The organism is Serratia sp. CY81684 (assembly GCF_052166595.1).
Lineage (GTDB): Bacteria > Pseudomonadota > Gammaproteobacteria > Enterobacterales > Enterobacteriaceae > Serratia > Serratia nematodiphila.
The window spans coordinates 687,926-700,657 of sequence record NZ_JBJNOO010000003.1 but is presented as its reverse complement, the minus strand read 5'-3'; the positions used below and the strand labels follow the sequence as shown (position 1 = coordinate 700,657).

At 63.9% G+C, this 12,732-nt stretch carries 13 protein-coding genes; 3 read left to right on the top strand and 10 right to left on the bottom strand.

Translation table 11 applies throughout. The annotated features are described in order from the left end of the window. Positions 1 to 2 precede the first annotated feature (2 nt). Positions 3 to 1,562 (bottom strand): TIGR04028 family ABC transporter substrate-binding protein, encoded by a 1,560-nt coding sequence (locus ACJ8QF_RS11160; RefSeq protein WP_442537654.1) that lies wholly within the window; start codon positions 1,560 to 1,562, stop codon positions 3 to 5. 241 nt (positions 1,563 to 1,803) lie between these two features. On the opposite strand from ACJ8QF_RS11160, the gene ACJ8QF_RS11155 reads away from it, so the two are divergent. After that, a complete protein-coding gene (locus tag ACJ8QF_RS11155) occupies positions 1,804 to 2,046 on the top strand; it encodes a hypothetical protein (protein ID WP_004940831.1) in 243 nt (80 codons plus the stop codon). 13 nt (positions 2,047 to 2,059) lie between these two features. Here the strand turns inward: ACJ8QF_RS11155 and ACJ8QF_RS11150 are convergent, their stop codons facing one another. Continuing rightward, the gene (locus ACJ8QF_RS11150; protein WP_442537653.1) at positions 2,060 to 2,689 is read right to left on the bottom strand and encodes an alanyl-tRNA editing protein; all 630 of its coding nucleotides are present in this window, start codon (positions 2,687 to 2,689) and stop codon (positions 2,060 to 2,062) included. A gap of 85 nt (positions 2,690 to 2,774) precedes the next feature. Here ACJ8QF_RS11150 and ACJ8QF_RS11145 point away from each other — a divergent pair, with 85 nt between their 5' ends. Then, entirely contained in the window at positions 2,775 to 3,710 is a 936-nt protein-coding gene (locus ACJ8QF_RS11145; RefSeq protein ID WP_250602222.1) for a LysR family transcriptional regulator, read from the top strand. Here the strand turns inward: ACJ8QF_RS11145 and alkB are convergent. Then, entirely contained in the window at positions 3,693 to 4,340 is a 648-nt protein-coding gene (gene alkB / locus ACJ8QF_RS11140) for a DNA oxidative demethylase AlkB (RefSeq protein ID WP_016927095.1), read from the bottom strand. The two genes, ACJ8QF_RS11145 and alkB, sit on opposite strands and share 18 nt — an antisense overlap. Positions 4,341 to 4,479: 139 nt before the next feature. On the opposite strand from alkB, the gene rarD reads away from it, so the two are divergent. Then, a complete protein-coding gene (gene rarD, locus ACJ8QF_RS11135) occupies positions 4,480 to 5,358 on the top strand; it encodes an EamA family transporter RarD (RefSeq protein ID WP_442537514.1) in 879 nt (292 codons plus the stop codon). A 1-nt stretch (position 5,359) separates the two neighbouring features. Here rarD and dhbA read toward each other — a convergent pair whose 3' ends face one another. The 7 genes from dhbA to citX form a co-directional block, all read right to left on the bottom strand. Further along, a complete protein-coding gene (dhbA, locus tag ACJ8QF_RS11130) occupies positions 5,360 to 6,118 on the bottom strand; it encodes a 2,3-dihydro-2,3-dihydroxybenzoate dehydrogenase (protein WP_031300685.1) in 759 nt (252 codons plus the stop codon). Positions 6,119 to 6,218: 100 nt separating this feature from the next. Next, positions 6,219 to 7,409: an isochorismate synthase gene (locus ACJ8QF_RS11125; RefSeq protein WP_261281013.1), complete on the bottom strand. Its 1,191-nt coding sequence runs from the start codon at positions 7,407 to 7,409 to the stop codon at positions 6,219 to 6,221. A gap of 189 nt (positions 7,410 to 7,598) precedes the next feature. Continuing rightward, a complete protein-coding gene (locus ACJ8QF_RS11120) occupies positions 7,599 to 8,291 on the bottom strand; it encodes a 4'-phosphopantetheinyl transferase family protein (RefSeq protein ID WP_280631427.1) in 693 nt (230 codons plus the stop codon). Positions 8,292 to 8,452: 161 nt separating this feature from the next. Beyond that, complete coding sequence (agp, locus tag ACJ8QF_RS11115; protein WP_280631426.1) at positions 8,453 to 9,682, bottom strand: bifunctional glucose-1-phosphatase/inositol phosphatase; 1,230 nt, start codon at positions 9,680 to 9,682, stop codon at positions 8,453 to 8,455. A 146-nt stretch (positions 9,683 to 9,828) separates the two neighbouring features. Next, positions 9,829 to 11,292 carry an anion permease gene (locus ACJ8QF_RS11110; protein ID WP_004940821.1) on the bottom strand — a complete coding sequence of 488 codons (1,464 nt, stop codon included), beginning with the start codon at positions 11,290 to 11,292 and terminating at the stop codon, positions 9,829 to 9,831. Between the two features lie 25 nt (positions 11,293 to 11,317). Then, positions 11,318 to 12,202 (bottom strand): triphosphoribosyl-dephospho-CoA synthase CitG, encoded by an 885-nt coding sequence (gene citG, locus ACJ8QF_RS11105; RefSeq protein WP_442537513.1) that lies wholly within the window; start codon positions 12,200 to 12,202, stop codon positions 11,318 to 11,320. Next, positions 12,183 to 12,731: a citrate lyase holo-[acyl-carrier protein] synthase gene (gene citX, locus ACJ8QF_RS11100; protein ID WP_004940818.1), complete on the bottom strand. Its 549-nt coding sequence runs from the start codon at positions 12,729 to 12,731 to the stop codon at positions 12,183 to 12,185. The genes citG and citX overlap by 20 nt, the downstream gene beginning before the upstream one ends. Position 12,732: the final 1 nt, after the last annotated feature.

Below are 12,732 nucleotides of genomic sequence, written 5' to 3'. Positions count from 1 at the left end.
CCTTAATGTTTCTCTAACCAGGCGCCGTAGAAGCTCGGGCGACCGACCGCTTCGAAGCTCACCCCCTTCAAATAAGGCGCGCCGGCGAACACCTGCGGCTCCTCAAAAAACGGGATCACGTAGGCTTGGTCAATCAGGTAGTTTTGCGCCTCGCCGGCGATCTGCAGGCGTTGTTGCGCATCAACCTCGGAGGCAATGCCGAGCAGCAGGGCATTCAGCTTGTCATCGCTAAAGTTGCTGTTGCTGCTGGTACCGCCCTTCTGCAGCAGCCCATCGCGGTTGGTTGGGTAAAACTGGCTTTTAATCACGTCCGGATCGGCGCGCCCCACCTCCACCACCGTCGCCGGGGTTTTCTGTGGGTCGAGATTATCCGCCACCCGGCTGCCGGCGTCGCCCGCCAGAATGTTCAGCCGCGCGCCGACTTTCCCCCACTGCTGAGAAACCAGCTGCAACACCGCCTTGTTCTGCGGCTGCGGCAACGATTCATACACCGTCAGCACCAGCTTCTTGCCCTCCTTTTCCCGCAGCCCGTCGCCGCCCTTTTTCCAACCCGCCTCATCCAACAGCCGGTTGGCCTGCTGCGGGTCAAATTTCAGCTTGTCGGACAGATCGACAAAGCCGGCGGCCGAGGAGGCGATCACCGATTTGGCCTGCGGGTAGTTGGTGGAGAACAGCGTATCGACGATCTGCTTGCTGTCGGTGGCATGCAGCAGCGCTTGACGCACGCGCAGATCGGCCACCAGCGGGTTATCCGGCCGGAAAGCGATGCTGTCGTTGACGCCGCGCGTCGGTGCGGCATAAATGATAAAGCCCTGATCCTGCGTTTGCTTCTCGTCATAGGCCTGGATCTGGCGGATAAAATCCGCCTGCCCGGCCTGCAGCGCACCGATGCGCACGCTGTCCTCGCCGGTGACGATCACCTTGATGCCGTCCAGATTGGCTCGCCCTTGTTGGGGCGATTTGACCGGCCCCCAGTCATAATCCTTACGGGCGCTAAGCTCGACCTCACGCCCCAGCGTTTCGCCGCTGACCACAAACGGACCGGAACCGATGATATGGCGCGCATCGCCCAGTTCGTCGTAGCTGCGGTTCAGCGTGCTGAGCGATACCAACCCGGAGCCGATAGTGGCGGTGCCCTGCAGGAAACCCGGCGACGATCGCGTGAAATGGAATTTAACCGTCAGCGGATCCACCACTTCACTGCGCTGGTAGTTATTGATCACCTCGGAAACCGGCAGGCGTTTCTCCTTGTTGCCCAGCCCGTAGGTGTCGAAGTTCTTCGCCACTGCGTTGGCGTCCAGTGGCGTGCCGTCGGAGAAAGTCACGCCGGGGCGCAGCTTGAAGGTGTATTCGGTTTTGTCGGCGTTGCTGCTCCAGGACTCGGCGATCCAGGGTTCAATCTCCAGCGTCTTGGGGTTCTGGTAAGTCAGCTTGTCGGTGATCTGATTGAGAATACCGCCGTTGGGGTAAAACCCGCCGGAAGGCGGATAAAGATTGGTGTGCGCCTGTTGTTCGAGGTAGATCAGCGTGCCGCCCTGCACCGCCGCCAACGCCGGGCTCATCGCCGCCGCCCCTCCTAACGCCACCGCTATTCCACCGGTTAATACCTTGAAAGAAAACTTAAACATTAGTGCCGCACCCATATTATTTCTGAAAGTTATGGGTTAGATAACAAACCAAATCGGCGGGGAATTGAACGAACTAATTTCGCTAACCAATGGTGTAAATCGCACAAGACGCGTCGCTTGGCGGCGAATGCAATCTGTTATAAAGTATCAAAATCTCAGCCAAAGGAAGACGACGATGAAAATCCAGCTGTCGCTGTTGTTTCTCAGCCTGCTGGCCGGCAAGGCCGCAGCGTTTCAGTCGAAAGTGCCCGAACCGCGCCCGGAGCAGGCGCGGGTGGCGGAACAAAACATCGAAAATCTGTTTTACGGCTTTCACGCCATGGACGCCCAGCCGGTGAGCATCGGCAGCTGCGCGGCGGTGCCGGTGGCGGGGTGCCAATGCGCATTCTGTACCCAGCTGCGACAGGCCGGGCGCTGAGCCGCCCCCTTATTCAACCCAGCTCATATTGCACGTTCAATTGCCCTTTCTTCATCTTTAGGCCGGTAATCGCGATCGCGCCCACCTCGCCCAGCGCGGCGACATGGGTGCCGCCACAGCCGTAGGCGGGCAGCTCGCCGAAGCCGACCTGGCGCAGGCCGTCCACCGCCTGCTGGCGGCGCGGCAGATCGGCGGCGATCAAACGCATCAGCTCCGCCTGCAAAAAGTCCACTTCAATCGTCTGCGCATCCGGTCCCGGCGCGAAAGTGATGCGCCCTTCCCCCGGCCAATGATGCGCCTTGACCGGCCGCCAGCCCCGGGTTTCGCCCAACCAGCCGATCAGATGCCCAGCGGAGTGCCAGCGGGCGTGCAGCCGACGCTGCGCTTCATCGATTTGCATCGTAACCGGCCCGTTCGGCAGCGACGCGGCGGTAAAGTGCACCACGGTATCCCCCTGCTGCTGCACCCGCAGCACGGTAACGCCGCCTAACGACCCCACATCGGAAGGCTGGCCGCCGCCCTGCGGGTGGAACAGCGTGGCGTCCAGTTCCACGGCGTAAGCGCCCGCCTCGGCCGGCGCACAGCTCAACACCCGCGCCTGGCCCTGTAAATCGTCGCTGTAGTAATAACGTCGCTCGGTCATCATTTTTCTCCTCGGTTCGGAGAGCCATTATATTCATGCCATAATCGGAGGATAATCCGCCGCCATCACAATGGACCTTTGCGTCATGAGCACAAATCTTTCTTACGCGCTGTTGGCCGAAATGGCCGTTTTCGTTCAGGTGGTAGAGAGCGGCAGCTTTTCCGCCGCCGCCCGCAAGCTGGGCGCTTCGCCTTCCGCCGTCAGCCGCAGCGTGGCGAAGCTCGAACAGGCGCTGGCGCTGCAGCTGCTGCACCGCACCACCCGCAAACTGCGGCTGAGCGAAAGCGGCGAAGAGGTGTTTGCGCACTGCCGCACCCTGCTGGCGGCGGCCGACGCGGTCATGGCGATCGGCGGGCGCGGCGCCGCGGAGCCCGAAGGACTGGTCAGCGTCAGCGTACCCAAAGCGGTGGGCCGCTTCGTGCTGCATCCGCACATGCCGGAGTTCCTGCGCCGCTACCCGAAGGTGGACGTGAGGCTGCGGCTGGAAGATCGCTACATGGATTTGATAGACGATCGGGTCGATCTGGCACTGCGCATTACCGATCGCCCCTCGCCCGGGTTGATCGGCCGCCAGTTGATGAGAATAGACCATCTGCTGTGCGCCACGCCGCACTACCTGGCGCAGCACGGCACACCGCAGCATCCGCACGATCTGGCGGCGCACAGCTGCATCTATCTGGGGGAAACGCCGAGCGACGCGCAATGGAAATTCCGCCGCAGCGGCAAAACGGTGACGGTCAACGTGCGCGGCCGCTACGCCGCCAACCACACCGGCGTGCGGCTGGACGCGGTGAAACGCCATATCGGCATCGGCAGCCTGCCGTACTTTACCGCCCGCCAGGCGCTCGACGACGGCGAGATCGTACAGGTGTTGCCGGAATGGGATTTCCTCAGCAGCTATCACGGCGGCCTGTGGTTGCTCTACGCGCCCAACCAGTATCTGCCGCCCAAACTGCGGGTGTTTATCGACTATCTCGTCGCCTGCCTGGCGCAGGAGCCGCAGCTAAAGCGCCTTGCGTAGCGTGATGTTGATGCGGTGCGGCCCCACCAGCGAGTGGTAGCCTTCCTTGACCGGCAGGATGCCGTGAAAACAGAGCCGAGATGGGCCGCCCCACACCACCACATCGCCGTGCGCCAGCGGAATGCGCCGCGCCCGGTCGCTGCGTTGCAGGCCACCGAACTGAAACACCGCCGGCAGCCCGAGCGACACCGAGACGATCGGCGCGCCGAAGTCGTGTTCGTCTTTATCCTGATGCAGCGACAGCTTGCTGCCCGGATCGTAACGGTTCATCAGGCAGGAATCCGGCACGAAGGGGCCGAAACCCGCCTGCTGCGCAGCTTCGTCCGCCAGCGCCATCAGGATCGGCGGAATGGCCGGCCAGCGTTTGCCGCTGCGCGCGTCGCGTTCCGAATAGCGATAGCCGCGGCTGTCGCTGGTCCAGCCGTTGCCGCACCAGCTCATCGCCACCGACATCACGTGCCCGCCGGGGGTGGTCAAATGCCGCCACGGCACCTGGGCCACCACGCCCTGCACCGCCGCCAGCAGTGCCGGCCCGTGATCGCGCACGAAGCCGTGCATCACCACCGCGCCGGGGGCGATCTCTTCGCGCCACGGCGGCGGCAGCGCGTCTTCAAAAAGATCGATTGTCATCGCCAAAACCTGTATGAATACACAGTACCCATTGTAACCCGCCGCCGCCGATTGTCCAGCGCCCGGCGGCGCCATTGTCGTTGGCGGCAAATTTCTCTACAGTAGCCGCCATAAAATCAATCACTCACCAGGAATGCGTGTGATTAAGGGCATCACTCTTTCAGTCGTCGCCTCCATCTTGTTCGGCGCGATGTATTACTTCACCTCTACCCTCACCCCGCTGAACGGCGAGCAGGTCTACGGCTGGCGCACGCTGCTGACGCTGCCGTTCCTGACGCTGTTCATGGCGCTGTCCGGCGATTGGCGCAAGGTGGGCGACACGCTGGCCTGGATCGGCCAACGGCCGCTGCGTCTGCTGGGCCTGCTGCTCACCTCGGCGCTGCTGGGGGTGCAGCTGTGGCTGTTCCTGTGGGCGCCGCTGCACGGCAAGGCGCTCGACGTATCGCTCGGCTATTTTCTGCTGCCGCTGACGATGGTGCTGGTGGGCCGTTTGATTTACCGCGATCGGCTGTCGCTGCTGCAAAAACTGGCGGTGGCATGCGCCATGGTGGGGGTGGGCAATGAGCTGTATCAGGCGGGTGGCGTGTCGTGGCCGACGCTGGTGGTGGCGCTGGGTTATCCGCTCTACTTTATTTTGCGGCGGCGTTTCGGCACCGACAATCTCGGCGGGCTGTGGTGCGAGCTGGCGCTGATGCTGCCGGCTGCGCTCTGGTTCGCCTTCGGCGACGGTGGCGCCGCGGCGTTGCAGATCAATGCCGAGCTGTATTGGCGCATTCCGCTGCTCGGCGTCATCAGCGCCGTGGCGCTGGTGTGTTACATCCTCGCCAGCCGCCTGCTGCCGTTCAGCCTGTTCGGCCTGCTGAGCTATGTGGAGCCGGTGCTGCTGGTGATCGTCGCGCTGCTGCTCGGCGAGAGCATCAGCCAAAGCGAATGGCCAACCTATCTGGCGATCTGGCTGGCGGTGCTGCTGCTGGCGGCGGAAGGCGCACAGCACCTGCTGCGCCGCCAGCGGGTCTGACTCAGGCGGCCAGCGTCGCGCCGCCGTCGATCACGATGTCCTGCATGGTGATGTGGCTGGCCAGGTCGGAGGCCAGGAACAACACCGCGTTGGCGATCTCGTCCGGGCGGGCGATTTTGCCCAGCGGGATCCCCAGTTTGAACAGCTCGGGGAAGCCGGCGATGGTGCGCTGCTGTGCATCGTCGGTCTGCCACATGCCGCGCTGCATCGGCGTGTCGGTCGAGCCCGGCGACACCAGATTGCAGCGCACGCCGAACGGCGCCATCTCCAGCCCCACGCAGTGGTTCAGGCTGGTCAGCGCCGCCTTGGAGGCGCAGTAGGCCGCCATCTGCGCGCGCGGCACGTGCGCGGCGTTGGAGCCGATGCTGACGATCGCCCCGCTGCGCTGCGCCTTGAAGTGCGGCAGCACGGCGCGGAACAGGTAAAACGCCCCCGAGGCGTTGACGTTGATGCACTGGTGCCAGTCATCCACGCTCAGATCTTCAGTATTGCCCATGCGCAGAATGCCGGCGGCATTGACCAACACGTCCAGTCGCGGGTTTTCCGCCAGCTGTTGGCGGCACACCGCCTCCACCTGCTCCGGCCGGCTGATGTCCAGCGTCACGCAAGGGTAAGGCAGATCCGGGTTGGCGAACTCGCGGTCAAACCCCACCACCTCGGCGCCCTGCGTCAAAAAATGCCGGGCGATCTGCTCGCCGATGCCGCGCGCCGCGCCGGTCACCCACACGCGTTTGCCGGTGAAATCCATCTGAATGCTCATGCGCGCACCGCCATCCGGGCGCACAGCCGGGTCATGTTGTTGTTCATCGTTGTCTCCTGCGAAAAGCATATGATGCGGCGCGCTGCGCCGCAAAGTGGCCCTACAGCGCGCCGCTGTTCAGGCCGAAAGCGTTGAGCATGGTGCCCAGTTTGGCGGCGGTTTCCATCCACTCGGACTGCGGCGTCGAGGCGGCGACGATCCCCGCGCCGGCGAACAGCCGCACCCGGTTGCCGCGCAGCAGGCCGCTGCGGATGACGATCGCCCACTCGCCGTCGCCGTTGGCGTCGCACCAGCCGACGATGCCGCTGAACAGGCCGCGATCGTGCGGCTCCAGATCGGCGATCAGCTGGCGGGCGCTCTCGGTCGGGAAGCCGCACAGCGCCGGCGTCGGATGCAGCAGGCAGGCCAGCTGCATCACGTTGAGCGCCGGATTCAGCAACTCGCCGCGAATGCGGGTGGACAGGTGCCACATGGTGCCGGTGCTGAGCAGCGACGGGCCGCTCGGCACGCTCAGGCTGGCGCACAGCGGTGCCAGGCGCCGACGAATGTCGTCGATCACCAGTTTGTGTTCGTATTTGTCTTTGGTCGAGCGCATCAGGCGCTCGCTGCCGTGGCGATCCTGCCGCGCATCGTCCTGACGGCGCGCCGACCCCGCCAGCGGATTGGTGTGGATTTCGCCGCCCTGCTTGCGGATCAGCAGCTCCGGGCTGGCGCCGAGCAGCACGCCGCCATCGGCCAGCGGCAGGGAGAAGTGGTATCCGGTCGGGTTCTGCACCATCAGGTTATTGAGGATGTGGTGGCCCGCCACCGGCTGCTCCAGCTCGATGTCGAGGATGCGCGACAGCACCGCCTTGTCCAGCTTGCCTTGTTTGAAGCGGCTGACCGCTTCCGCCACCGCGTGCTTGAAGCGCGGCTCGTCCGGAATGCTGGTGCAGGCGACCAGGCGATGCGGCTGTTGCAGCATCGGGCGCGCGGCGCGGGTAAAGCTGTCGTTGGCGACAAACTGGCAGTTTTCAGGCACGTACAGGCTGGAAGGCCGGCGCGTATCGAACGGAATGGCGCCCACCACCACCGGTGCCGCCTGGCCGGCGGTTTTGGCGCGCGCCAACGCCTGGCGGATATGCTGCGCCAGCGCGCTGTCTTCCTGCTCGCCGCCGAACGCCGGCGTCTCAATGCGCTCGAACACGCCGCTGGCGGAGAGGGAACGGAATTCGGACCGGTACAAAAAGGTCGATTGTTCGGCGTACGCAAACCCGGGGAAGGTTTGGTTTTCTGTCGTCAGTGTCGCCACAAGACCACTCCTTTGTTGCGCCTCACCAATGATAATGTTTATGCGAATAGTTATCATTAGCTGTAAAGGGATGGTAAATTACACCGGTTCCCCACCGTGGGTCAATCTCCGATGAATGAATCTTTCCGCCCGCTGCGTCAAATCCGCGTTACGGCACGGAAAGCAATAACACATTGTTATTATTGTATTTTAGCAAAAAATAAAGGTCGTGACGTCGTCACCTTCACGCCAAAAATGCCCGCTAAACCGGCGCCCGGCGGGGCAATGCGGCGTCAATGTCTTAAGCAGCTCTAATACGAACGTCTGCCGCTGCACATCCACGGCCGTCATGCGCGCATCAAGAAAATCGAAGTAACAACGCACCTGCGGATACAGCGCCTTAAACAGGCTCTCTTTGGCGGAAAACGTCAGCGTCAGCAGCGCGTTGAACGGCAGCGTTTCGCCCAGCAACGCCTCGCGCTCCGCCGGTGAAACGATCGCGCTCCACAGCTCCTCAGCTCGCTCCACGGACAGCAACGTCTCCACGTCCAGCCCAACGCCGCCCAGCCCGCTCTCGCGGTGCACGGCGCACAGCGCGGTATGCGAATTATGGCTCAACGCCCCGGCAATGCCCGGCGGCCACTGCGGCGCGCGATCTTCGCCGCGCGCCAGGGTGAAATCGGCGAAACCGAGCGGCGCCAGCAGCTGGCGCGCCAGAACACGCCCGGCCAAATACTCCGCGCGGCGTTTCGGCACCGCGCGCGCCAGATGGTCCGGCAACGTAAAACCTGCCTCGGGATAACTCTCGTCGCGGTAATCCGCCAGCGCAAACTGGCAGCGCGCCACCTGGCCCGGATAACCGTCCGGCGTGAAAAATTCGATATTGCGGATAAAAGTGGGCAACGGCGGTATCCATGATAAGCAGGCAGGCCGATGATGTTAGCCCCCGAAACGGCCTGCAACAATGACCCTGGGCAAAATAAATGGCGTTAAGTCCCGCGCGGCGCCGCGTTAGACGAAGTGGGAAAAGGCCTCTCCCCCGCATTCGGGAGAGAGGCCGGGCATTACAGGATGCCTTTCATGGTCTTCTCGAAATCGCTCCAGGCGCAGAAACCGTCTTTATCGATCGGGCAGCCTTTCAGCGCCAGCGTCACGCGCTGCGGCGGGGTTTGCAGCGTCAGCGGCGTCGCCTTGCGCAGCTGTTCGGTGGACTGATAGACGTACTCGATCTTCAGCAATTCACGGTCGTTCTGCGCGTCGCGCCAGCGCTGGAACACCAGCTTGCCGCCGATCGGCGTTTTCTCGTATTGCTGCGGCAGCTGATACGGCTGGAACTGCATGGCCGACAGCAACGAGGCGATATTGGAATCGTGGCCGACCAGCACCGTCAGCTTCGGCGCGTCCGGTTTGCGCTCGCCGAGCAGCGCGTTGTTGATGTAGGTCAGCAGCGGCTTGGCGACGTTTTGCGCCACCACCGGCGAGGTGAACAGCGAATCCTGATAACCGTCTTTCAACTGAGCCAGCTGCTTCCACTGCTGCGGGGTGACGATTTTGCCCCAGGCCACCTCTTTCATCGGGAAACCTTCGTAGTACTGCAGCATAAAGGCGTCCACCAGCGAGTTGCCCACCCGCAGCGGGCCGGAGACGCCCGGCTCTTTGCCCGGCACCGCGCTCATCACGCTGGCTTCTTTGGTCAGGTCGCAGTGTTTGTCGGTCTTGCAGGCGGCGGAATCCTTGTAATCGATGATCTTCGCCAGCTGTTGATAAGAGGCGTCCAGCTTCAGCGATCCCAGCGCGGCGTTCATCGCCGCCAGCGCCTGCTGGTTGAAGGCTTCGCCGGTGTCGGTGATGATCGGGTTGAAGGTCGGATCCATCTCTCCCATCTTGTCCTGATGGTGCACGCTGACGTCGCAGCCCGGGAACGCGCCGTTGCTGAAGAACTGCGCGGTGGCCACCGTGCGCTGCAGGCTGTTGGCGTAGACGTACACGCTGCCGGCGGTCGGGCAGCCCTCTTGCGGCAACAGGCCGGTCTGCTTCAGCCAGGCGTTGAAATAGTGCCCCATATACACTTCCAGCACCCCGCCCTTGGTGGTCAGCTGGCCGCCCGGCGTTTCCCAGGCCGGCCAGGCCTTCGGCGTGGACTGCGCCAGCACGCTGCCGTTGTTGGCCAGCGGCGCGCGCAGGTTATGGCGGCTCATCACCAGCACCTGTTCCAGTTGATAACCGCCGGCGTCCGCCAGCGCGTTCCCGGTGAATAACAAGGGCAGGCACAGCAATAACGTTTTTTTTCTCATCCGCAGAGGCTCCCGGAAAATGATTATTTTTAAGGTGTTAGCGTTTGCCTGAGTATGATGGCGGGGTTAGTGTGACAAGTGTGTGACAGGGTTCACGGGAAAAGATCGTACCAGCGGCCGCCGGGCGGCGGCCGCTGTGCGTCAACTCAGTACCACAGGCTCATGATCGGCCAGCCGATCAGCAGCAGCGCGGCGATGTACACCACGCCGAGAATACCGCCCAGGCGCCAGTAGTCTTTCGATTTCACGTAGCCGCAGCCGTAGATGATCACCCCCGGCCCGGTGGCGTACGGCGTCAGCACGCCCATGATGCCGATCGACAGCACCAGCAGCATCGACAGCTGCTCCATCGGCACGCCCGGCAACCCTTTGCCGACCGCCAGGATCACCGGCAGCATGGTGGCGGTGTGCGCCGACAGGCTGGCGAACAGGTAGTGGGCGAAGTAGAACACCAGCACCAGCGCCACCACCGTCATGTTCGGCGAGAAGCCGTCCAGATGGGTGCTCATGGTCTGGGCGAACCAGTCGATAAAGCCGGAGCGCGTCAGACCGTTGGCCATCACCACCAGTGTCGCCAGGTTAACCAGCGTATTCCAGGCGCTGGAATATTTGGTGATTTCTTTCCACGACACCACGTGCAGCGCCAGCATCAGCGACACCGCCAGCAGACACACTGCGGTGGCGTCCAGCATTTTGCCGCCGAACACCCACAGGCACAGGCTGAGCAGCACCAGGCCGATCAGGGTGTATTCCTTGCGCGTCAGCTTGCCCATTTCCCCCAGCGCGGTATCCGCCCAGGCGGCCACTTCGCTGCTGTGGGTCACGCCCGGTTTGTACAGGTAATAGGAAATCAGCGGCGCGATGATCAGCAACAGCAGACCGACCGGCAGGAACGCCAGGAACCACTGCATCCAGCTGATGTGCACCCCGGCGATCTTGCCGACGAACTCGATGCCCAGCACGTTCGGCGCAGCGCCGGTGACGAACATCGAGGAGCTGATGCTGGTACCGACCACCATCATCCACATCAGGTAACCACCGATGCGGCGCGAGGAGGGATCGTTAGGGAAAGAGTCGAACAGCGGCGGCAGGTTTTTCACCACCGGGAACACGGTGCCGCCGGTGCGCGCAGTGTTGGACGGCGTGAACGGCGCCAGCAGGATATCGATGATCACCACCGCATAGCCCAGCGTCAGCGTGCGCTTGCCCATGAACTTCACTAGGAACAGCGCGATGCGCCGCCCCAGCCCGGTGGCCTCGTAGCCCAGCGCGAAGATAAAGGCGCCGAACACCAGCCAGACGGTGGTGCTGGAGAAGCCCGCCAGCCCCCATTTCAGCGCCTCTTTACCGGCCTTGAAGCCCGGCTCCGCCAGTTCCTGCGCGCCGAACAGCACCCAGTTGGCGCTGAGCACGCTGACGGTCACGGCGATAAAGCTGATGGCGGTGGCCGGGATCGGCTCCAGAATCATGCCGACGATCATCGCCACGAAGATGGCGAAGTAGTGCCACGCCTGCGGCGGCATGCCGTCGGGCACCGGTATCAATAACAGGATCGCGAGCACCGCCAGCGGCGCTATCGCTTTCCAGATCTTTTCCTGGGTTTGGGACATGGGGACTCTCCTGAAGGCTTGGTTATTATTCTTGGGCACCCAGCTGCGCCAGCAGCCAGGTCACTATCAACAAGTCGGCGCTGCCGCCGGGACTGAGGTTGCGGGCAATGCAGTCGGCATCGAAGCGCCGCAGGCGCGCCAGGCCAACCTCCCCGGCCGAGCCGCCCTGCGCCAGCAGCAACGCCGCCCGGCGCCGTAGCCAGCGCAGTCCGTGCATGCCGCCGCGCGAGGCGACGTTGGTGTCACCGTTGTGGGCCATCAGCCACAGCAGACTGTCCAGCAGCGCCCGCTGTTCGTCGCCGTCGGCGGCCAACCGTTGCCGATACAGCGGCAGCGCGCCGTCCAGCACCAGCCGAAAACCGGCTTCCGCCTCGCCGCGCGCGCCGCTGAGGCCGTAGGCAGCGAACAGCCGCTGACCGGCGGTCTGCCCGGCGTTGTTGCGCCGCAGCTCGCGGTCCACCAATCCTCGGCACATCGCCGCCGTTTCGGCGCACAGCGCCGCTGCGCCGATGGCGCGCCCCTGCTGCTGCAGGCGGCCAAAGGCGGCGCACAGCAACCCGAGCGAGAACACGCTGCCCTTGTGGGTGTTAATGCCGCCGGTGGCGCGAAACATCTGGTTTTCGCAGGCCAGGCCGAGCGGCCGCAGCCGCGCCAGCTGCTGTTCTGCCGGCAAAGCCGCGTCTTCCCGTCCGCGTTGGATAAAGCACGGCAGCCACACGCCGATGGCGCGGGCGCTACGGTAAAAATGCCCGAGATCCATATCGCGGTGGGCGCCGGTGTTATGGCGATCCACCAGCCCCGGCTTGGGCGTGAGGTTGACTTCCACCAGCAGCGCGCGAAAGGCGGCGCGGGCGAAGTCGCAGGCCGGTTCGGCACGGCGGGCAGGCAGATTAATCGGCAGAGAGCGCATCGTTGAACATCCTTTCCATTTCATGCAGCAGCTGCTCGCTGCTATGCCGCCGCTGGCGGGCGCAGATCTTGGCCGGTTGGCCACACAGCAGGCAGCGCCGTTCCGGCAGGCCGATGTCGCGGCGCGACAAAATGCGCCCCTGCGTATCCAGCACGTCGATGTCCCACAGCCGGCCGATCGGGCGGCTCACCTCCAGCTGCATGGCGCAATCTTTCACCCGCTGGGCGTCGGCGCGCAGCGCCACAAACCCTTCGCAGCCGGTGGAAAGCGCCAGCGCCTCGGCCTGCGGGCTGGGCCAGCCCTGTTCGGCGCACAGCCGCAGCAGCGCCGCCCAGCCGAGGTTGAAGATGCCGCGCGTCAGCGCGCTGTCCTTCACCGGGCCGGGGACGACCAGCGTCAGCACCAGCAGCGTGCACTGGTGCTGCGCCAGCCACGCCTGCTGGCGCGCCTGGCGGCATTCGCGGCTGGTGAGCAGCTCCGGCAGGCTGACCGCGCGTTCGGCGGCCAGTTGGGGATCGACGGCGGCCATC

Bases quoted from the DNA above. Each gene is read 5' to 3' on its own strand.
- ACJ8QF_RS11110 (WP_004940821.1), bottom strand. From the start codon at position 11,292: ATGTCCCAAACCCAGGAAAAGATCTGGAAAGCGATAGCGCCGCTGGCG.
- citX (WP_004940818.1), bottom strand. From the start codon at position 12,731: ATGGCCGCCGTCGATCCCCAACTGGCCGCCGAACGCGCGGTCAGCCTG.
- alkB (WP_016927095.1), bottom strand. From the start codon at position 4,340: ATGACAATCGATCTTTTTGAAGACGCGCTGCCGCCGCCGTGGCGCGAA.
- ACJ8QF_RS11160 (WP_442537654.1), bottom strand. From the start codon at position 1,562: ATGAGCCCGGCGTTGGCGGCGGTGCAGGGCGGCACGCTGATCTACCTC.
- ACJ8QF_RS11145 (WP_250602222.1), top strand. From the start codon at position 2,775: ATGAGCACAAATCTTTCTTACGCGCTGTTGGCCGAAATGGCCGTTTTC.
- ACJ8QF_RS11155 (WP_004940831.1), top strand. From the start codon at position 1,804: ATGAAAATCCAGCTGTCGCTGTTGTTTCTCAGCCTGCTGGCCGGCAAG.
- dhbA (WP_031300685.1), bottom strand. From the start codon at position 6,118: ATGAGCATTCAGATGGATTTCACCGGCAAACGCGTGTGGGTGACCGGC.
- citG (WP_442537513.1), bottom strand. From the start codon at position 12,202: ATGCGCTCTCTGCCGATTAATCTGCCTGCCCGCCGTGCCGAACCGGCC.
- agp (WP_280631426.1), bottom strand. From the start codon at position 9,682: ATGAGAAAAAAAACGTTATTGCTGTGCCTGCCCTTGTTATTCACCGGG.
- ACJ8QF_RS11150 (WP_442537653.1), bottom strand. From the start codon at position 2,689: ATGACCGAGCGACGTTATTACTACAGCGACGATTTACAGGGCCAGGCG.